We start from the raw sequence: 20,380 nt of genomic DNA on the forward strand, positions 1-20,380 counted from the left end.
CTAAAGTTCTGTTTACCGTTATGGATTTTGCCGTTTTTGACGACATGAGTTGACTGACAAACCGGGCAAGTTGGTTGGGAATCAGACATAGTGCTTCTGATGGAACGGTATCTCTCCTATCCTTACATCTTTAGGACTACCGATTTGGCGTAGGTTGCCGTTGACTCCTATTTCAAAAAATCTCTTTGACTCTACCCAGAACCTGCGGAATGTAGGTTACAGCATTTGCGTTTTCACCCTAGTTATTAAAAAAGCAAGGTGGATACTACCCACCTTGCTTTTTTAATGAGAAATCACACAGCGATCACCTTGGCTTTAGGCGATAATTGTTCGCGGTTATGAGGTTCCTCAAAATCAATTAACGGCCCTTTTGGAACAATTCTGGTGGGATTAACTTTCGGGTGGCTTTTATAGTAATGGCGTTTGATATGGTCGAGGTTGCAGGTTTCCTTTACCCCCGGCACCTGGTAGAGGTCTTTCAGGTAATTCCAAAGATTGGGGTAATCTACAATCCGGCGTAAATTGCACTTGAAGTGGACATAGTAAACGGCATCGAAGCGCAAGAGAGTGGTAAACATACACAAATCTGCCTCGGTGAGGCTTTCTCCACACAGATAGCGGTGCTCCGCTAACACTTTTTCCCAACGATCGAGAGCATCGAATAGTTCCGTCACCGCTTCATCGTAGGCGGCTTGGCTAGTCGCAAATCCTGCCCGATAAACGCCATTATTAATCGGTTGGTAAATTGCATCAATCGTCTTATCAACCGCCTCCTGCAATTCTGTTGGATAAAAATTCATCTCAGACTTGGCGAAATCATCGAATTCTGTATCAAACATCCGAATGATCTCGCGGGATTCATTATTCACAATCGTGGCAGTTTCTTTATCCCAAAGAACTGGGACAGTCACCCGCCCATTGTAATTAGAATCCGCTTTAAGATAAACTTCCCACAAATAGCGAGTCTTATTTACCGTATCGGGGATAGAACCTGGTTCTTCTGAGAATTCCCAACTATTTTGATCAATTTCGGGCGCCACAACTGAGAGACTGATAACATCTTCTAATCCCTTCAATTGGCGCATAATTGCGGTTCGTTGCGCCCAAGGACAAGCCCAGGAAATATAGAGATGATAGCGACCTGGTTCAGCCTTAAAGCCACTAGAACCATCAGCTGTAATTTTGTTGCGGAAGGTTGTTGATGGGCGAATAAATTTTCCTTGGGAGTCTTCTTGTTCTCGTTCGCTAACCCACTTTCCATCAATCAAAAGACCTAAACCCATAACGTTCTCCTTTGAGAGTATGAAGGGCAACCCCAGGAAGATTGCCCCACACTTATTGGGTCAGGTTCTCACCTAAAATTCATCGGTCTTAGGTGCAAAATAGGGCGAGTACCTTACTCAGCGCTGAGGATTTTTGGCACTTTGAAAAAGTCACCCTCTTGATCTGGGGCACCTGTGAGAATAGCTTCCCGGTTGAGAAAGGGTTGCAGTTCATCAGGGCGTGTCACATTGCTGACATCAATTGCCCTTGTTGTGGGTTGCACATCACTGACATCAAGTTCGCTTAATTGTTCAAAATACTCCAAAATACTGCCTAGTTGGGTTGTAAATTGGGCTTCTTCTTCGGGGGTCAGTTCTAGGCGAGCCAGATGGGCAACTTTGCGAACTTGTTCGCGGTCAATCATAACAGTGGTAATGGCTTATTGGTAATTGGTCATTGGATAGTAGGTAGTAGGTAATTTTTTCTCTTGTGTTGATTACCTATTCCCTGTTACCTAAAAGAAGATATCCATCGTAGAGCGCCCAGTCGTTTTGAGCCAATTTTGGGCTTCGATGTAGTTATTCGGAGCCATACTAATCGCTTGTTTCCAATATTCTCCTGCTTTGTCAAACAAAGCTTCAGCAGCTTCGGGATCTCCATCTTCCTTGATCTTTTCACCCTGGAAGTGGTAAATGACGGCAATATTATTCAACGCTTGAGGCAGGCGGGGATTACAGTCAAGCGCTTGGTGGTAGTATTCCAAAGCCTGCTCGTGGTCACCATTGCTGGCGTATATCAGCCCCATATTGTAGAGGATATAACTGCGGTCGTAAGTGTCTTCCTCTAGCGTTAGGGCTTCTCTGTAATTGTCTAGAGCTTCGGCGTATTCACCATCTGCCTGCGCTGACATACCATCGCGGTAGTAGATGAAGGCTTCTTTTGCTTTCTTGTTGGCAGGCAGGATTTTCAGGATTATATCCGCCATTACCGTGAAGCTCTTGTCAATGAAGTTATCGTTTTTTTGCGTTCTTGGCATATCCGGCTCTGTAATGCTGCGCTAATTAGGAGAGTGTAGACTGGTCAGTTTATCGCTCAGTGATGCTCTTTAAGCTAATTTAACGCGCTCTGGGAGTCAACTGGATTGAGATTAACAAATGCGATCGCGCATTTGTTGTTCTTTCCTCAATCAACAGAGTTTCTCAGTGTTTTTTTAGGGGACGTATTATTTTATACAAAATAAATACTAGTCCTTGTGTATATTTAGAGAATGGAAATCTGTGCGCTTATATATACGGAATTAAAGCTTGGCGATCGCTCAGCCGTAAGGCTAATGCACCCTTGACTATGGTTGGGTTTAATAATGCAAAGTGCCATCTGGGAGAATTGCACTATTGAGCTGGACGCCTTCGAGAAGCGCATTCTCAAAATCAGCATTTCGCAAATCCGCCCCTCGCAAGTCCGTTTCTCGGAGAATGGCATTGCTCAAGTCAGCACTAATCAGATTCGTTTGCCGCAAATCAGCCTTGGTGAGGTCAGCGCCCGGTAACTTCGCCATCGTCAACTCAGAACCGGCAAGGTTAGCGCCTGTGAGATTGGCTTTAATCAACGCCGCTAAATTCAAATTAACGCCGCTCAAGTTAGCACCGCTGAGGTCACTATTAATAAAGCTGGCACCGCCTAGATTTGCCCCACCAAAGTTGGCACCTCTTAAATCGGCAGCACTGAGATTGGCACCGGCGAGATCGGCACGCCTCAAGTCAGCCGCCCTTAAGTCCGCATCTCTCAACTCAGCACCCCTCAAGTCACACTGAGGACATTGTTTAGTTTTTAGCAAATGTTGAACGTGTTCCAGATTGGCTGCTTTGAGTGGTGTGGTTAATCCCAAAAGTGAGAATAGGAGAGCGAACAGCCACGTTAGCGTTGCCAAGCGGCGCTTCGGTTTAGGGTGGCATACGCTAAGAGCGAATAGGTTAAGAGCGATCGCGCGAGTTCTTGGTTTCATAATCTGCCTGCTGGAATTTGCCAAAATTTTATACTGGTGATAGTAGCCTCCGTCCTTGAGGAAAGCACATGGCTCCCAATCCCACCCTCATGCAAGCAGTTGAACACCTGGGCTACCGTGTCACGGTTGGCGATGTGGCAACCCAAGCTGGGTTAAATGTCAACATGGCTCAGGCTGGATTACTCGCTCTGGCATCCGACGCCGGTGGACACTTGCAGGTAGCAGAAACCGGCGAGATAGTCTACCTTTTCCCTAAGAATTTCCGGACAGTTCTCCGCAATAAGTTCTTGCGGTTGCGACTGAAGGAATGGTGGGAAAAAATTTGGAAAGTTTTGTTTTACCTGATCCGGATTTCCTTCGGGATTATCCTGATTGCTTCCATTGTCCTAATTTTTGTCGCGATCGCAGTTATTCTAATCGCCGTCAATAGCAGCCGCGACAGCGATGATTCCGGCGGCGGTCATCACGGTGGCGGCGGTATGGTTTTTATGCCCCGCTTCTGGTTTGGCCCTGACATCTGGTGGTTTTTCTATCCAGACTATAGCGATCGCTACCAGCAGCGTCGTGTCTCATCCCCCGAAGGCAAGAGACAGATGAACTTCTTAGAAGCCGTCTTCTCCTTCCTGTTTGGCGATGGGAATCCTAATGCCGATTTAGAAGAACGCCGCTGGCAAGAAATTGCCACTGTAATCCGCAATAACCAGGGTGCTGTCACCGCCGAGCAAATCGCACCTTATCTCGATGACATGGGCAAAGGCTGGGGCAAAGAATACGAAGATTATATGCTTCCCGTCCTCACTCGTTTTAATGGGCAACCAGAAGTCAGCCCAGACGGGGAAATCGTCTATCACTTCCCTGAATTACAAACTACAGCGCAAGAGCGAAATTCGCAGCCAGTGGGTGCATATCTCCGAGAGCGTCCTTGGCGCTTTAGCCAAGCCGATAGCGGACAAATTATGCTCTCTGCGGGATTAGGTGCCGTGAATATTATCGGTGCTTTAGTTCTCAATTCTCTGTTACGGGGAGAGATAGGGGTTCAATTAGCGCAATCCGGCGGACTTATCGCCTTCGTGCAGTCAATTTACTGGATTTTGCTGAGTTACGGCATCGCTTTCCTGTCAATTCCCTTAATTCGCTATTTCTGGATTCAGTGGAGAAATCAGCGAGTTGAAGCCCGGAATCAACAACGACAAGAACGCGCTATCTTCTTGAATCAAGCGAATTCTGCTTTGCAGAAAAAAATTGCTTATGCTCAACAATTTGCTGCGAAAACAGTAATCGGTCGCGAGGATTTAGCCTACACGACCGAAACCGAGCTTATAGAACAGGAGATCGAGCAAGCCGATAAGATTGATGCAGAATGGCAGCGTCGCCTCAACCAGAGCGGTTCATAAAGATTCCTTGGGGCGTTTAAAAATCAAGAAGCCATATCCATAACCCGGATGGGAATTCACCCCCGCTAATTCCCAGCCTTCCTGTCCGAGTTGATTGGATAATTCATGGAGAGGTGGGATGTCTTGTTTATCTCGAAAGTCTTTTTCGTTGACACTTTTGGGTCGGAGATCGCCTGCAAAGTAGTCAAACCGAACAAAGAGATACTCCCACTTTTTCACAGCAATCCTTCTGGCGTTTGATTAAGTCAGCTGAAAAGCAAGGAGCGATCGCTCCGGGATGAGCGAAGCGATGTCACTTGGTGGCTACCGCTTCGCTCATCCCTACTTTGGGGCGGTAACAGTTGCCCCGTTTCTACTGCACTTTCATGCTAGCGATCGCGGTGCGCTGGTAATAATGCCCCAAAATTTGCTGGTAGTTTGTCCCCTGCTGAGCTAAATTGTAAGCCCCCCACTGGCTTAAACCAAGACCGTGACCGAAACCACGACCGTTGAGCTGAAAACCCGTTCCTGTGGAGCTAACCGTGAACAACGTACTCCTAAGCTTCAGTGCTTGACGCAGCTGACTTCCAGTCATCCGCCGCGTGCTACCACTTCCAACGACTTTCATCGTCATAATCCGTCCGCTAGGAGTGGTGCGTTCCGGTATCAAAGATTTAACATTGCTTACACCCAGAAGCCGACTAAGTTCGTTGCGGGAGAAGCTTTTCTGCCACTGGTAGCCTGGTGTCCCTTGGTCGTAGTCTGGAACGCCGCGCAGGTAAGCCAGGGGTTCCGACCAAACATTTTCCACATTTTCCGTGTGTCCTCCAGAAGCGGAGTGGAAGACAGCAAGAATAATTTGACCGTTGTAGGTTAAAACTTGCCCAGCCGTGGCATTCACAGCCATTTGCGTTGACTCGGCTTCGGTTTCCAGACCTTTGTAAACTTGCCAAGTCTGGGTATCGCCGACATCAAAAACGCTATTGCCAGCAGTTTGACGCTTATACAGGGCGTAGGAACGAGCGGCGACAGCTTGCGCCTTCAAGGCTTCCAGAGGCCAATTAGCACTCATTTCCGAGCCTAAGACGCTGTAAAGATATTGTTCTAAATCAACTTGGTTGACGGCGGTGAGTCCTTTGCCGGTGCGAACCAATCGAGTGCGTCCCCGATACCAGCGATCGCCGATCCAAACATAACCGCCAGCCGTCGGTTCCACTATCAGTTGCGTGCTTTGCTCTCCGCCCAGCGCCACGCCACCGCCTGTAGGACGGGCTTCCATGCCATCCATTGCCGCCATTTGCCCTACTACTCGACCGGCACTATCGCGGATTACGGCTTTGGTGGAACTGCCCACGGTAATCTTGCTGACGCCTTCTTGAATCGCTACGCGCAGTTCCATCGCTTTCGCAGGAGCAACCAGCATGAGCCACAACAAAAAAGTCAGCCACCATTTAGAAGGATGTAGCCGCCCGGAGGACGCCTTCCCGAAGCCTAAGATGAAGCAAGAAGTCTGAAGCATGAAGGATTTCTGTTTGCCTAGGAGCTGTTTAGTTACCATCTATTAAAATCTCCTCACACGATGCCAAATAGAGTGCTAGGGATAGTCATTATTAAATTCCACTTAAATTGAACATGAGAGCAAGAATCCCGTCCTTGAACTTCTCTTAGGAAGGTGGATTTATTAAGTCCCAATTCAAAAGCGTATGGGTATGGCACAGAAAAAGCCCTTACATGAAGATGAATGAGTGTCAGTTATTTAATCCACGTTCCTTAGTTCAAGACCCTTGAGAGCTGATCCGCTTATAAATTGGCACAACCCACTGACTTTTCTTATCGTGGATATATTTACCATGTTTACTGCCGGAGTGCTACTCATAAACCTTGTGAACTTTTATCCTGAGTCTTCAGCGGAACTGCGTGTTCCTCAGATGCTGTGTCAGGATAGTTACGGAAGGCAATTCCTAGACTTTGTGACCGTTTTCTTGCCAAAATGCAAATTACTTTTTTAGGGACAAGCTCCGGTGTACCGACGCGATCGCGCAATGTGTCCAGCGTGGCTTTACGGCTACCTCAACGAGGAGAACTCTGGCTGTTTGACTGTGGTGAAGGTACCCAACACCAGCTATTACGGAGTGACCTGAAAATCGGTCAACTGAACCGTATTTTTATCACCCATATGCACGGAGACCATATATTCGGCTTAATGGGTCTTTTAGCAACCTGTGGTTTGGCTGGCAATGTTCAACGCATTGACCTCTACGGTCCCCCCGGTCTCAATGAATACCTGCGTGCTTGCAGACAATACTCTTCAACCCATTTTTCCTACCCGGTTCAGGTTCACATCGTACAGCCTGGAGTGGTGTATGAAGATGAAGAATTTATCGTTACCTGTGGTCCCCTGAAGCATCGCGTCACTGCTTTTGGCTACCGAGTCACTGAAAAAGACCGTCCGGGGCGCTTTGATGTAGAAAAAGCCGCAGCCCTCTCAATTCCTCCGGGTCGGGTCTATGGGCAACTCAAACGCGGCGAAACGGTGACGCTGCTAGATGGGCGGCAAATTCATGGGGCGGATCTGTGTGGACCGACAGAAATCGGTCGCAAAATTGTTTACTGTACCGACACAGTTTATTGTGACGAGGCGGTGGAACTTTCGCAGGATGCGGATGTGTTAATTCACGAAGCGACCTTTGCCCACCAAGACGCCCAGCTAGCTTTTGATCGCTTGCACTCCACTTCAACGATGGCGGCTCAAGTTGCTCATACTGCTGGTGTTAAGCACTTGATCATGACTCATTTCAGTCCCCGCTATGCCCCCGGTAATGCCATTGTGCTGGATGACCTGCTTACGGAAGCGCGTGCCATTTTTCCGAGTACGGAATTGGCTTATGATTTTCTAAATTATGAGGTGCCTCGGCGGCGGGAAGAGGAATTAAAAATTAAAAATTCTCTTTTTTAATTTTTAATTGTGCATTGTTACTGTTTACAGACCGCTGGCGTTCCGCAGCCGGTCGCGTATTTCAACGAGACGGTTTTGACTGCTGATGGGCGATCGCGGTAGCGGAACTTCTGTGTTGGGCCAGCCGCTGAGATCGTTACAGGGACACGCTAAAGGCGGCATTCCCACAGTCCGGACGGGGACGGGCATGGTGCAACGAGAACAGGGTGACACATCCCATGCTGGTGTCAGCAACTGGGCAATTGGTTCTGCGGTACCCTCTAAGTAGCAGTCCCCCGACTCTGGCGAGAGGATTTGCTGCCAGCAGTTTTCAAATTCTTGCGAGTAGCGATCGCCCCGAATCACGGGTTGTGGCAGCAGCGCTTCTTGACCATTCCGAATCAAAACTTTTTTGCCTAACTGAAACCAATAAGCAAGATACTGTTTGACTTGGTGTTGAGATGCCATAGCAAAGGAGTGAATGGTAATAGGTATAGGGTAATGAACAACTCGCTTTTTCTCAATTAGCAATGAGTCATTCGCAATTGCCAGTTTGCCTTTAAGTCTTTCTATGCTAGCGCCTATGATAATTTTGGTAACGGCGTTCCCAGGTGGCTCAGGTTGAGAACGTGACCGGCAGTAACTAAGTAGACTGGGTTAGCGATCGCGCCCACTCGACGCACCAGCCTTCCCAAGCGATCGCGGAACATTCGACCGAGGGGATAGGCGGGAACAACGCCCCACCCCGTTTCCTCTGCCACCAAAATCGCATCACTGACGCTACTTTCCAAACTTTCCAGCAACTCCTGGCACGTCCTTTCCCAAGATTCATCGTCTTGGTCTAAAAAATTCGCCACCCAAGTTCCCAAAGAATCAACGAGGAGACAACTAGAATTCTGAGATGCCCGAATCGTTGCCGCCAGTGTTAGCGGCACTTGCAGCGTTGTCCATTCCCTAGGGCGTCGTTGTTGATGTTGTTCAATTCGAGCCAGCCATTCTAGATCGTTGGGGTCAACGTGAGCCGTTGCCACATAGATAACCGGCTTACCCGAACGCATTGCCAGAGTCTCCGCCCACTCACTTTTCCCGGAACGGGCTGGACCAGTCACTAAGATTAAATGCTTAACAGAAGTCATTCAGATGCGATCGCAAAGAACTTTTTTACCCGTTTCCGGCGAGTTGTGCATTAAAGTTAAATTCAACAGTGGCAATATTTGTATCTTACCCACCTGTACAGTGTCCGGGTTATTCTAGCGGTCAGGCTTCCCATAAATTTTCGTTTTGTGCATCGAGACCGTTAATCCTACCAGACAAATAAACAAATAAAATAGAAACACAAAGCATAGAAACACAAAGCAAGTAAAAATACCAGGAAAAGCACCAATCCCAACCTTTTAGAGATTCTAGCGGCAGTTAGTTAACAGGTTTGATTTGCAGGAGTGGCGTCAGATAACTATGAAACCAGAATTAAAACGGATTGAGACAACACTGGATCGATTGGCTGATCAAAGTCCTGTCATAGAAAATCCGTCCCCTTGGGAAGATCAGCCCGATCCGAAGGGGTGGGGTTCAGAGGCATCATCAGATGCCAATCGCTCAATTTCAATGACCGTACAGGCTTTCTCTGACCAAAAGCAATCTGGCAAGACACCCGTCCTGCCAAAATTAAAAGCTCCCAGTTTCACCAACCATCGGAACGCTGCAAATCCTGCCTTGGCGATGACCCTGTTGCAAGAAATTGAAGCGATTGTTGGAGGTTGGCAGAAAGAACTTCATCAAACCTTGCGCCAAATTCAAGATATTTATCTAGAAGGGCCGATTGTTGATGGTTGGTTAGAGTCTCATTCCCGCGAACCAGAGGTTGGGGTTGAGGCGCTGCGTCAGGTGGTAGACAAGGGTCATGCCAAGTCCGTACACCAGCTGATGGACTATGTAGAAGAACTGTGCAATCAACCCGATGAAAAGGTGACTTGTGAATCTCCACGGGCTGGATACCGCCTGGTAGGAATGGATGAGAATGGTCAATTTTGGTCGCGTCCCTGTCCACCCGAACAGATTCCGAGTGTGAGTGTCGCGATCGCTCGTTATCAAAAGCTGCGCCTGCTGCTGAATCGCAAAGAGGATCTGGAAACCCGCCTCAGTCAACTAGCGGAAACACTCGTTGTTCTACATAGTCATCTAAGTGAGAATTAAAAATGCAAAATTAAAAATTGAAAATCAGTAATTTCTGCGATTTTTAATTTGTAATTTTGCACTTTTAATTAAGGTGTCCCCAATCCCAAATTTATGACAGAGCCTAAAGTTTCTGCGATTATATGTACTCACAATCGAGAGCAGTATTTAGGTGCTGCCATTGATAGTTTGCTGAATCAGGATTTTCCGGATTTTGAAGTCGTGGTAGTGGATAATGCCTCCAGCGATCGCACATCCGAAATCGTCAAAGCACGACCAGGGGTAAGATACGTCTACGAAGGCGTTATGGGTCTATCTGTCGCCCGCAACACGGGTGCCAAGGAAGCCAAAAGTGAAATTCTCGCCTATCTAGATGATGATGCCGTTGCTAGCCCGTCTTGGCTGTCGGCACTCTATGATGCTTATCAAAGCAATGAAAAACTAGCGATCGCGGGTGGCAAAGTTACCTTAATCTGGCCCGATGGCATCACGCCTCCTCTGTGGCTTTCCCCTGGACTATCTGGGTGCTTGGGAGCATACGATTTAGGAGATTCCATCGTCTATATCAAACAACCTGGTATGACCCCCAGAGGCTTGAATTACTCGCTCAGACGTACCTTTTTAGAGCAAATTGAGGGGTTCGATGTTAATCTGGGTCGAGTCGGAAAAAATTTGTTATCAAATGAAGAATTACACATGACAGAACGGGCACTCAAATTAGGTTGGCAAGTTGCCTATCTGCCTGACGCCTTAGTTGCCCATAATGTATCTCCCGAACGCCTTGAACAAGCTTGGTTTTTGAGCCGAGGCTGGTGGCAGGGCATCAGTGAATGTTACCGCGAACAAATCGCCGGTAAGGCAGGACCGCGCCAGCTATTGTTAGGAGGCGAACGACTCGTGCGAGGTCTCTACAAATCTGTTAAATATTTTGGTGATGCTGCCCAACGGTTCGACAATCTCGTGTATGCCTACGGTCAGGTGGGTTATTTGAGTGCAGCAATTCAAGGGATGTTATCTGCTCCTTTCAAAGTGCAAAATCCAGAGCCGGAATTAAAAATTGAAAAAGAAAATTCTTAATTTTTAATTCTTAATTGCTAATTTCTAATTGTTCTTTCATCCTTCACGGTCATGACCTCCACACCCTCCAAACTTCCTGTTTCGGTTCTGATTCCCGCTAAAAATGAACAAGCAAATCTGGCGGCTTGCCTGGAGAGTGTAGCCAGGGCTGATGAAGTGTTTGTCGTAGATTCCCAAAGTAGCGATCGCTCGATTGAAATTTCCGAAAGTTACGGCGCAAAAGTTGTTCAATTTCACTTCAACGGTCGCTGGCCTAAAAAGAAAAACTGGGCTTTAGACAATCTGCCGTTTAATAACGAATGGGTGCTAATTGTTGATTGTGATGAGCGCATTACCCCCGAACTTTGGGATGAAATTGCAACTGCCATTCAGAATCCAGAATACGAAGGCTACTACCTGAACCGTAAAGTATTTTTCCTCGGCAAATGGATTCAACATGGCGGTAGGTATCCCGACTGGAACCTGCGTTTGTTTAAGCACAAAACAGGTCGCTACGAAAACTTGGGGACAGAAGAAATCCGCAACACAGGCGACAACGAAGTTCACGAACACGTCATTTTGCAAGGCAAAGCAGGCTATCTGAAAAACGATATGCTGCACATTGACTTTCGGGACGTATTCCACTGGTTGGAACGGCATAACCGCTACTCGAACTGGGAAGCCCGCGTTTATTTAAATATCCTGACTGGCAAAGACGAAAGCGGCACGATTGGCGCTAATTTGTTTGGGGATGCGGTACAGCGCAAGCGGTATCTCAAAAAAACTTGGGTGCGCCTTCCATTCAAACCGTTGATCCGGTTTATTTTGATTTACATTATTCAGCGAGGCTTTTTGGATGGGAAAGCTGGATACATCTATGCACGGTTGATGAGTCAATACGAGTATCAAATTGGCGTCAAACTTTATGAATTGATGGAGTTTGGCGGTCAGTTGAACGTAGCGGCTTCCTCCTCCGTGCCTCCCCAGTCCGTACCCCAGCCAGATTCATTAAAAGGAAGCGTGTAGGGTGTTGGAACCAGGCGAACAACCGCCAGCGATCGCGTTGGAATCTCTTGTTGATTTACGCCGTTACGACCAATCCTGGTTTGACAGAGGACGACCGGGTTGGTTTGTCTTGCTGTGGTGGTTGGTGCAAGCGATCGCCTTTCCCTTAACTCCCCATCCCTCTAGCGGTATCCGCTGCTGGCTTTTGCGTCTGTTTGGGGCAAAAATCGGCAGCGGCTTAGTCATCCGACCAACCGCCCGCTTTACTTATCCCTGGAAAATCGAAATCGGAGATTATAGCTGGATTGGGGATGATGTCGTTTTATACAGCCTTGACCGCATTCAGATCGGTCAGCACTGTGTCATTTCCCAAAAAAGCTACCTCTGTACCGGCAGTCATGACATCCAAGACCCAGCTTTCAAGCTAATGACAGCCAGTATCACGATTGGCAACGGCGTCTGGATTGCCACAGATTGCTTTATTGCGCCTGGGGTTGAAATCGGAGCGAACTCTGTGATTGGGGCACGTAGCAGCGTTTTCGGTAACATTCCACCCCAGCAGGTCTGCTGGGGCAGTCCTTGCCGTCCCCACTACCCTAGAGAAATTAAAAATTAGAAATTAAAAGTGGTGGAAAGAATCCCTTTTCTTTAATTTTTAAGTTTGCATTTTTAATTATTCATTCATTCATATTCCGATAAGTAGCAACGGCTGACGGAGAGATTCGGTTTAAGTAGCGAAAAATCCAATACTTAAATATCGTGTCCAAAATGACGGGAAAGGTAGCAATAAATAGAAAGTTAAAATCCCTGTTTTCGGGTAAGCCTAAATGCCTTGCCGTTCCTTCCAGAATTACTTCCCAGCCGTGAGGAGAGTGAAATCCCACAAATATGTCAGTGAACAAGATAATAATAAAAGCTTTAGCACTGTCACTGAGACCATAAACTACGTCATCTATAAAAGCTTTGAAAACTGCAATTTCTCTTTGGCTATTAAGCAGCAAAAGGTAAAGAGATCCCGCTGCAATTAGATCGGCAAAAACATTTTTGATAGCGTTGGCACTTCTGTAACTATATTCTTCCCCAATTTTTAATGCCTTCTCTTTAACTTCTTCTTCCATTTCCTCCTTAGATAATTGAGGAGCTACACCGATTAAGCTTTTGAATTTTAGTAATTCTTCAAATCTTTGCAATTCCTGAAAAGCTTCTTCTTCTAGATCGACATTCAGGAAAATTTCAGTTCTGTTTGGCTCCCGGAAGCGATCTACAAGAGGTCCGACAAAGAAAGTTTTACTTACTTGTTGAGTTAATAAAGGAACTAAGATTAAAACTAAAATAAACCGAATAGAAATGATGGTTTTCGTTTGGGAAGTGCGAAAACTTTGAACAACTTCTTCTTCAGAGTTGGGATCAAAATTTCTCTTAAGTCGATCCAGGGTACTCAAGATTGAACGAGGCACAAAACTGGTTGTATCAGTCATTGTTTCAGCCTCCTCAGCCACTCGTTGGTCTGTAGGAAACAAAGGTGGCTGATTGACTAGATTTTTGGCTTCATTCCGGTCAACATTTCTCAAGTTCGCTTCTACAGACTTAGATTGGGCTACGGGTACTAAGGCTGATGAAGAACGAGCCTTTTCGGGCTTGTATTTAGATAAAACATCATCAATAAATTTAAGCTTTTCTAAAGTTATGGCTTGTTTATCTTGAATTTCAAAATCTTCTCGGCTAAAATTTGGCGCTCCGGTCAGTTTTGTTTTTCTCGTTAAATCTGGATTAGAACGAGTCACTATTGAAGCGCTAGCCTGAAACTCTGCCAGCCCAAATTTAGCAGTTTTTAAGTAATTTCTAAGTTTTGTTTCAAAATAAGACATGGCATTTTCACGGTATTTTTGGCAATCTGGGGAGATTTTTTTACCGTCAAAATGTTCATCTTCCAAAGCCTTAATCATTAAGGCTGCCTTATATGCCCGATCCAAGGCTCTCTCTGGGGTGTCTGAAAACCACTGGTTGGCAGTTCCTAAGTAAGATTGGAGCTGTGACAAGAAAGATAGTTTCATAATAGAAACCGAACGATTACACAAGTATCACTCAGCGTTTAGCAATGTTAACGCAATCGCAGACCATCTGGATCGTCGGGCCGACTCGCAGTGGAAAGACAACTCGCCTTGTAAACCTGTTTTGCCAGTGGGTTGAACGGGGATCTCAACCGCGAGGTTGGCGTCGGAAGGCGGGAAGGCGGGAGCAGGCACCGACAATTTTAGTCTTTGCTGCTAATGATGATAATCGGAGCGAATTAGCTGACCGCTTGGCTACAGCAACACAGGGGCGGTATCCGATTCAATCTAAAACGCCTTTGGGTTTCTTTCAGGATGAGGCGATCTTATTTTGGCCTTTATTGATTCAGCGGTTGAATCTTAGGGCACAATTTCCAGTTAGACTGCGCCCAGAAACTGAGCAGGAGTTAGCCACCCGGTTGTGGCGTCCGGAGTTGGATAATGGTAGCCTTCAGTTTTTGGGGGTGAGCGAGTCTCGTTCGGTGCGTCGCGTTCTGGACTTGTTGCAGCTGTGCGCGATCGCAGGACGACCTATTGAGGAAATTCCCAGTCTTCTCGAACAAGGTTTCGCAGATCAACAAGGGTTTGCCAGGGACGACGATCCGGTGGTGGAGCGCCCCGACTGGGAGAAAATCGGAAAATTGCTGATTGATTGGCGGCAATGGTGTTTAGACCGGGGATTGCTGACCTATGGGATTATTTGCGAACTTTATTGGCGTTATCTACTGCCAGACGAAGCTTATCAGCAGCACTTGATTCGCCGGTATCAGGGAGTACTGGCGGATAATGTGGATGATTATCCAGCGATCGCCTGCGATCTATTCAACTTCCTTTTAGATAAAGGAGCAGCCGGAGCCTTTACCTATAATCCGGATGGGGCAGTGCGACTCGGTTTGAACGCCGATCCAAATTATCTAGCCAGTCTAGAGTGGCGCTGTCAGGTAGAAACTTTGAGCCAGGAACCGAGCAGTGTGGCGGCACTTTACGGAAAGCCGGTGGTGGAAGCGGTGAGCGACCCCATGTTTCTGTTGACCTTACCAGAGTCGGTACAGTTGATTCAAACCACATCCCGCGCTCAGTTGTTGCGAGAAACCGCTTTAGCGATCGCAACGGCGATACACAACGGACAGGTGCAGCCTCAGGAAGTGGCAGTGATTGCCCCTGGTTTGGATGCGATCGCCCGCTATACCTTAATCGAAATCCTCAGCAGCCAGGATATCCCCGTCCAAACCTTGAGCGAACAGCGCCCCCTGAATGCTTCCCCCACGATCCGGGCACTGCTGACGCTGCTGGCGCTCGTTTATCCAGGCTTGGGGCGACTGGTAGACCGGGATGCCGTGGCGGAAATGCTGGTGGTACTGAGTCAGGAGTCCGGATTCAGGAGTCCGGATTCAGGAGGTAGCACCCATTCATCCCCGATCGTTCATCCTTCATCCTTCAAGATTGACCCAGTCAGGGCGGGTTTATTAGCCGATTACTGCTATTCCCCCGATCCAGAGCAACCCCGGTTGCTGCCGGTGACGTATTTCCCCCGCTGGGATCGGCTAGGGCACTCAGCCTGTGCTGCTTATGAAGAGATTTTGCAGTGGCTAGAAGTGCAACGAGGTCAGCTGGAACAGCGTCTGATTCCCAACTGCGTCGCCCTGCTTGACCGGGCAATTCAGCAGTTTTTGTGGAAAGGCAGCAATCTCCCCTACGACCAGCTAGCCGCCTTACGCGAACTGATGGAAACCGCCCAACACTACTGGGAAGTTGATGGACGGTTGCGGCAGAGCGATCGCATTGAAACCCCAGATTACACCACGATCGATCGGTTTATCTGCTTGTTGCGTCGCGGTACTGTCACCGCGAACCCTTACCCTGTGCGCCCCCTCGGTCTTGACCGTCACGCCGTGACTTTGGCAACCATCTTCCAATATCGGGCGGCTCGTCGGTTCCACCGATGGCAATTTTGGCTGGATGCCGGTTCGCACCTCTGGTCAAAAGGCGGTGCTGCCACTCTCTACGGTGCCCCTTTGTTTCTCAAGGATTGGTCGGGAGAGGCGCTAACCGAAGAAGATACTCAAGAAGCAGATGAGCAAAGACTGCGGCGGATTTTGCTGGATTTACTGGGGCGAGTGGGGGAGCGAATTTATCTGTGCCATAGCGATTTGGCGACCAATGGACAGGAGCAAACTGGCCCGTTATTGTCCTTAGTCAATGCTTCAATTCCTTTGAACCCTGATTATGCACTCAGCTAACCACGCGATCTTGGCGAGGTTTTTAGAGGGCATGGAGAAAAAGGGTGAGTATCCAGATATATGCCCAAGCCATCGGTATCCCGATAAATAATCCCGCGATCGCCCAGCCTCTTTGATGGGCTTTGAATTGTTCAATACTCCGCCATTTTTTACTTTTCCAAGCCCATTCATTGCCCTTAGAACCGAGGGCGAACCCCATCAACCAACCGATACTCGGTATCCAGGCTAAAAGTCCAATCCAAACATGATTGCTCAAAGGCCATAGATAAGGCATCAGAAATGCGCCCCAATTCCAACCTTTGATTTCATCAGGTACTGGTACTGTCTCATCCAATAAACCGCCTTGCCCAGAATTATTGACCAGGGTTGGTTGCTTTGAAGGTTGGATACCCGTTGAAGTTTTAATCCTTGTTCCTTCTTTAAGCGCTTTCAGGGCAGATTTTGCACTCGCGAACCGTTCCTCTGGAGCTGGTTCTGTTAACTTTTGAATCCAGCTAATGAATGGGGGACTGATGCTCACCTGCTCAGAAAATTGAATCCGCAAGTTCCGAGAAGGCAAATCTGCCGGTGCCGTACCTGTCAACAAATGAATTAAAGTGGCTCCCAGGGAATACAAGTCTGAAGCTGGAACAGACCTTCCGCCAAATTGTTCCATCGGCGCATAGCCGTAAGTTCCGACGACAGTAAAGGTAGCTCCCTCTTTCGCGGCTTTATCTTGCACCGCTCCAAAATCAACCAAATATACCTTGTCGTCATCACCCCAAATTAAATTGCTCGGTTTGATGTCTCGGTGTAGGACTGGGGGACTCAGCTCGTGTAGATAAATCAGAATATTCAGAATTTCCGAGGCAATCTTACGGACTTCCTTTTCAGTGAACTTTTTCCCTTGTACGAGTAATTCCTTCAGAGAGGTACCGGGGATGTGTTCTTGGACTAACCCGAACCAGAGCGATCGCTCATCGATACAAAAATCATCCCCATATTTAGGAATTCGGGGATGATTCAACTGCTTAAGGATTTGTGCTTCTCGCTCAAACAGTTTGAGATCGTCCCACTGTACCTCGCCGCCAAATGCGAGGAGTTTGACAACGACTAAATTTTTTTCTTCAGTTTCAATATCCGTCGCTAACCAAGTTTGTCGTCCCGCATTTTGTCCCAATCTTTGTTTGAGTTGATAACGCCCCTGTAATATCTGTTCGGCTTGCACCATTATTCGTTATTTTCCGTAGAAAGCTGAGATGAGGGATTTAGAAACTTAGTATTTGCCTTCACGTATACTGATAATTCGGTTTTTCATCTTGTCACAGCGCCCTTATCTACCTTCCTATCTGCTCTTTTGGTATCTCTAGTGTGCCCGCAGGACAGGCTGGTTTGCCATTGTTATAAATTGGCTCTGGGAGTTTGGTAGCACCAACAGCATTAGATTCACACAAAATTGCTATTGTTTTCATCTTGCCCTTAACAGCATCTGAGGATTTTGCAGGTACTATAAACACACCTCCAACATAGCTTTTGTTATTACGATGGGGTATTGCGTAGTTAAATGCAGCTTTACTCGCCAGCACACGAGTTGCATATTCGTAGTTTCCTTTCTGAGTTTTCATGCCAATTCCTAGTTTTTCAACCGAATTAGAAAATTCATTGTTTTCTATGAAATAAGCTTTCTGACCACGATTCATCGCCCCAACAGATTGTCTTGCTTCGGATTTTTCAATGATTGCCCGTTTGGCAAAAAAACTTGGCAGAGCAATAGCCGCGATGAGAGCCATAAAAGTAAATAATGGCAGCGCAGTTGAAAGTGCTAAACGACCATAACGAACCGAATTGCCATTTGCCTGAGCCTCTGTTTCGCTATCGGAGCTTTTAAAACTTTCCACTTGTTGCAAAGCTTCAAGTGCCTCGCGTGCCGTGCTGAATCGTTTTTCTGGAGCTGGCTCTATAAGCTTCTCAATCCAACTGCTGAAATTGGGATTGAGGCTGACTTTATCGCTAAATTGAATCCGCATCTGATGCTGCGGTAACTCAGAAGGCGGCGTTCCAGTTAACAAGTGAATTAGGGTGGCTCCTAGCGCATAAAGGTCTGATGCTGGAACTGCACGTCCCCACAACTGTTCTGGCGGCGCATAGCCACTGGTTCCTACCACAGTAAAGGTAACACCCTCTGCCTTAGCGCGGTCTTGAACCGCACCAAAATCAACCAAATAAAACTGCCGATCTTCCCCCAAAATTATGTTGCTAGGTTTAATGTCTCGATGTAATACAGGTGGACTTAATTCGTGCAGATAAATTAGAATTTCTAGGATGTCCGTGGCAACATAGCGTACCTGCTCTGGTGTAAATTTTTTGCCTTTATCTAATAGCTGGCGCAGGGAACTGCCGGGAATGTAATCCTGCACTAATCCAAACCAAGGTAAGCCACCACCCGCCTGTTTAGTGAGAGAAAAATAATCTCGATAGGTTGGAATTCTGGGATGGTTTAAGTTTTTCAAAACTTGAGCTTCCCGTTCAAAAAGCTTGAGTTCCTCCCACTGCATTTGAGGACTGAAAGCTAGCAATTTAACAATTACCGATTCGCTGGGTTCTGCTTCTAAATCTTCTGCCAGCCAGGTTTGACGCCCTGCATTTTGTCCCAGTTGTTGTGTGAGCTGATAGCGACCCTGTAAGACTTTTTCTGCTTGCAGCATGGTAATTTTCCTTGATTAGTTGCATTTAAGGATTACAAATACCTAGTTTGGGATGGCCCTTGGTCATTCGCTCCTATCTCAGCCAGTCTTGGATCTGTCGAGCTATCCAGTTACGTTCAGGTTCAGTCAGGTTCTGAGCGAAACAGTATTTCAGCAACCCTGTTTCGAGAGTGACTCCTTCTAAAGGAATTGCTTCAACATTTTTGATGCTGGAAATTTTCCCCCGATGGCTAAGATATTTCAACCCAAACAATTCCCTTTTAATTACAAAGTTATCTTGATAGAATTCGATGCAATAATCTCCCCAATAATTGAGCAGGGGCCATTTCAAATCAGCTGGAATTTTCCACAATTCATTGTGTAGGCTCATCCATAGCCGACCCAAAAACAGCGTTGATAGAATGGGTAAAATCAAAAAAAATATTAAATGAATCGATGACAACACGGACAAGAGCATATAAAATATTAAGAAACCTAGCCATAACAGCAATAAACCTAGCAGAAATAGAGAGATGACAGAGGTCGCTACTAGCATCAATTTCCCTGTAAAGGTGAGAATGTCTGTAAGTAGCAATATTCCCCGTCCAGGAATTTTGATTTTTAACTGGGTAGAAGACTTCCAAAGCTGAACGCGACTGCCAACAGGCTGACGGATTTGTTGCAGGAGAGCGTTGAGAGAACGATTGGCTTTAAGGTCTTCTAGTGCTTGACGGGCAGTGCGATATCGTTGCTCTAAATCGGGTTCGGCGATCGCTTCAATCCACCGGACAAAATTGGAGTTAAGGCTAACCCTGTCGCTAAAGTGAATCCGTAGATTCTTTTGAGGCAAATCTGCCGGGGCGATGCCGGTTAACAAATGGATCAAAGTTGCCCCCAGCGCATACAAGTCGGATGCCGGAACTGCCTTTCCCCAAAATTGCTCTAGCGGCGCATAGCCAGTCGTTCCCACCACAGTGAAGGTGACTCCCTCCGCCACGGCAGAATCTTGAACTGCGCCGAAATCCACCAGATAAATTTGTTCATCTTCTCCCCAAATCAAGTTGCTGGGCTTGATGTCGCGGTGTAGCAACGGCGGGCTTAACTCGTGCAGATAGGTGAGAATATTCAGCACCTCGGTGGCAATCTGCCGCACCTGGGCTTCGGTAAAGCGTTTGCCCTGTTTCAATAATTCTTGCAGGGAAGCACCGGGAATGTATTCTTGCACCAATCCAAACCAGCACAAACCAGCGCCAACCTGTTTATCGAGGGAAAAATAATCTCGATACCGGGGAATTTTGGGGTAATCGAGATTTTTCAAAACTTGCGCTTCACGCTCAAATAACTTGAATTCGTCCCACTGCATCTGGGGGCTGAAGGCTAGCAGTTTGACGATGACTTGTTGTGGCGGTGATGCCTCAATGTCAGTTGCCAGCCAGGTTTGACGCCCAGCATTTTGTCCTAATTTTTCTTGAAGTTGATAACGCCCTTGCAATACCTGCTGTGCTTCCAGCATCTCGCCCTTGGTTCCTTAGCGCCGTATGTACTCCAATTTAGCTAGCGATCGCTCTAAGCGCTACCGTTTCGCTACCACCCCGTCAGGTGTCCACTCTATTTCACTTA

Annotated in this window: 19 protein-coding genes; 7 read left to right on the plus strand and 12 right to left on the minus strand. The window is 47.1% G+C overall.

The window, feature by feature from the left end; all coding sequences use genetic code 11:
* Positions 1-293: 293 nt before the first annotated feature.
* The 4 genes from H6F50_RS22435 to H6F50_RS22450 form a co-directional block, all read right to left on the minus strand.
* Positions 294-1,283, minus strand: a complete 990-nt coding sequence (locus tag H6F50_RS22435; protein WP_190430408.1) for a glutathione S-transferase family protein — start codon at positions 1,281-1,283, stop codon at positions 294-296.
* 113 nt (positions 1,284-1,396) lie between these two features.
* Positions 1,397-1,687 (minus strand): Asp-tRNA(Asn)/Glu-tRNA(Gln) amidotransferase subunit GatC, encoded by a 291-nt coding sequence (gene gatC / locus H6F50_RS22440; RefSeq protein WP_190430409.1) that lies wholly within the window; start codon positions 1,685-1,687, stop codon positions 1,397-1,399.
* A gap of 90 nt (positions 1,688-1,777) precedes the next feature.
* Positions 1,778-2,299 (minus strand): photosystem I assembly protein Ycf3, encoded by a 522-nt coding sequence (locus H6F50_RS22445; protein WP_190430410.1) that lies wholly within the window; start codon positions 2,297-2,299, stop codon positions 1,778-1,780.
* Positions 2,300-2,617: 318 nt separating this feature from the next.
* On the minus strand, positions 2,618-3,265 hold the full coding sequence (locus H6F50_RS22450) for a pentapeptide repeat-containing protein (RefSeq protein ID WP_190430411.1): 648 nt from the start codon (positions 3,263-3,265) through the stop codon (positions 2,618-2,620).
* Between the two features lie 68 nt (positions 3,266-3,333).
* Here H6F50_RS22450 and H6F50_RS22455 point away from each other — a divergent pair, with 68 nt between their 5' ends.
* Positions 3,334-4,659: a hypothetical protein gene (locus tag H6F50_RS22455; protein ID WP_190430412.1), complete on the plus strand. Its 1,326-nt coding sequence runs from the start codon at positions 3,334-3,336 to the stop codon at positions 4,657-4,659.
* On the opposite strand, the gene H6F50_RS22460 is transcribed toward H6F50_RS22455, so the two are convergent.
* Entirely contained in the window at positions 4,654-4,878 is a 225-nt protein-coding gene (locus H6F50_RS22460; protein WP_190430413.1) for a hypothetical protein, read from the minus strand. The genes H6F50_RS22455 and H6F50_RS22460 overlap by 6 nt on opposite strands.
* 133 nt (positions 4,879-5,011) lie before the next feature.
* Entirely contained in the window at positions 5,012-6,196 is a 1,185-nt protein-coding gene (locus H6F50_RS22465) for a SpoIID/LytB domain-containing protein (protein WP_242029171.1), read from the minus strand.
* Positions 6,197-6,628: 432 nt separating this feature from the next.
* On the opposite strand from H6F50_RS22465, the gene H6F50_RS22470 reads away from it, so the two are divergent.
* A complete protein-coding gene (locus H6F50_RS22470; protein ID WP_190414364.1) occupies positions 6,629-7,594 on the plus strand; it encodes a ribonuclease Z in 966 nt (321 codons plus the stop codon).
* Between the two features lie 24 nt (positions 7,595-7,618).
* On the opposite strand, the gene H6F50_RS22475 is transcribed toward H6F50_RS22470, so the two are convergent.
* Both H6F50_RS22475 and cobU read right to left on the minus strand, forming a co-directional pair.
* Positions 7,619-8,041, minus strand: a complete 423-nt coding sequence (locus H6F50_RS22475; protein ID WP_190430414.1) for a hypothetical protein — start codon at positions 8,039-8,041, stop codon at positions 7,619-7,621.
* A gap of 113 nt (positions 8,042-8,154) precedes the next feature.
* The gene (gene cobU / locus H6F50_RS22480) at positions 8,155-8,709 is read right to left on the minus strand and encodes a bifunctional adenosylcobinamide kinase/adenosylcobinamide-phosphate guanylyltransferase (RefSeq protein WP_190414368.1); all 555 of its coding nucleotides are present in this window, start codon (positions 8,707-8,709) and stop codon (positions 8,155-8,157) included.
* Between the two features lie 319 nt (positions 8,710-9,028).
* Here cobU and H6F50_RS22485 point away from each other — a divergent pair, with 319 nt between their 5' ends.
* The 4 genes from H6F50_RS22485 (at position 9,029) to hpsU (ending at position 12,422) form a co-directional block, all read left to right on the plus strand.
* Complete coding sequence (locus tag H6F50_RS22485) at positions 9,029-9,766, plus strand: hypothetical protein (protein ID WP_190430415.1); 738 nt, start codon at positions 9,029-9,031, stop codon at positions 9,764-9,766.
* A 93-nt stretch (positions 9,767-9,859) separates the two neighbouring features.
* Positions 9,860-10,822, plus strand: a complete 963-nt coding sequence (locus H6F50_RS22490; RefSeq protein ID WP_190430416.1) for a glycosyltransferase family 2 protein — start codon at positions 9,860-9,862, stop codon at positions 10,820-10,822.
* Between the two features lie 51 nt (positions 10,823-10,873).
* Positions 10,874-11,827 carry a glycosyltransferase family 2 protein gene (locus tag H6F50_RS22495; protein ID WP_190430417.1) on the plus strand — a complete coding sequence of 318 codons (954 nt, stop codon included), beginning with the start codon at positions 10,874-10,876 and terminating at the stop codon, positions 11,825-11,827.
* A 1-nt stretch (position 11,828) separates the two neighbouring features.
* Positions 11,829-12,422: a hormogonium polysaccharide biosynthesis acetyltransferase HpsU gene (gene hpsU, locus H6F50_RS22500; protein WP_347277202.1), complete on the plus strand. Its 594-nt coding sequence runs from the start codon at positions 11,829-11,831 to the stop codon at positions 12,420-12,422.
* A 61-nt stretch (positions 12,423-12,483) separates the two neighbouring features.
* Here hpsU and H6F50_RS22505 read toward each other — a convergent pair whose 3' ends face one another.
* Positions 12,484-13,860 (minus strand): proton extrusion protein PcxA, encoded by a 1,377-nt coding sequence (locus tag H6F50_RS22505; RefSeq protein ID WP_190430418.1) that lies wholly within the window; start codon positions 13,858-13,860, stop codon positions 12,484-12,486.
* Between the two features lie 44 nt (positions 13,861-13,904).
* Between H6F50_RS22505 and H6F50_RS22510 the strand changes: the two genes are divergently transcribed.
* Complete coding sequence (locus H6F50_RS22510) at positions 13,905-16,097, plus strand: recombinase family protein (RefSeq protein WP_190430419.1); 2,193 nt, start codon at positions 13,905-13,907, stop codon at positions 16,095-16,097.
* 22 nt (positions 16,098-16,119) lie between these two features.
* On the opposite strand, the gene H6F50_RS22515 is transcribed toward H6F50_RS22510, so the two are convergent.
* The 3 genes from H6F50_RS22515 to H6F50_RS22525 form a co-directional block, all read right to left on the minus strand.
* Positions 16,120-17,307: a serine/threonine-protein kinase gene (locus H6F50_RS22515; RefSeq protein WP_190430420.1), complete on the minus strand. Its 1,188-nt coding sequence runs from the start codon at positions 17,305-17,307 to the stop codon at positions 16,120-16,122.
* 106 nt (positions 17,308-17,413) lie between these two features.
* On the minus strand, positions 17,414-18,781 hold the full coding sequence (locus H6F50_RS22520; protein WP_190430421.1) for a type IV pilin-like G/H family protein: 1,368 nt from the start codon (positions 18,779-18,781) through the stop codon (positions 17,414-17,416).
* 73 nt (positions 18,782-18,854) lie between these two features.
* Entirely contained in the window at positions 18,855-20,273 is a 1,419-nt protein-coding gene (locus H6F50_RS22525; RefSeq protein WP_190430422.1) for a serine/threonine-protein kinase, read from the minus strand.
* Between the last annotated feature and the right edge of the window lie 107 nt (positions 20,274-20,380).

Source organism: Coleofasciculus sp. FACHB-712 (genome assembly GCF_014695635.1).
Classification (GTDB): Bacteria; Cyanobacteriota; Cyanobacteriia; order Cyanobacteriales; family FACHB-T130; genus FACHB-T130.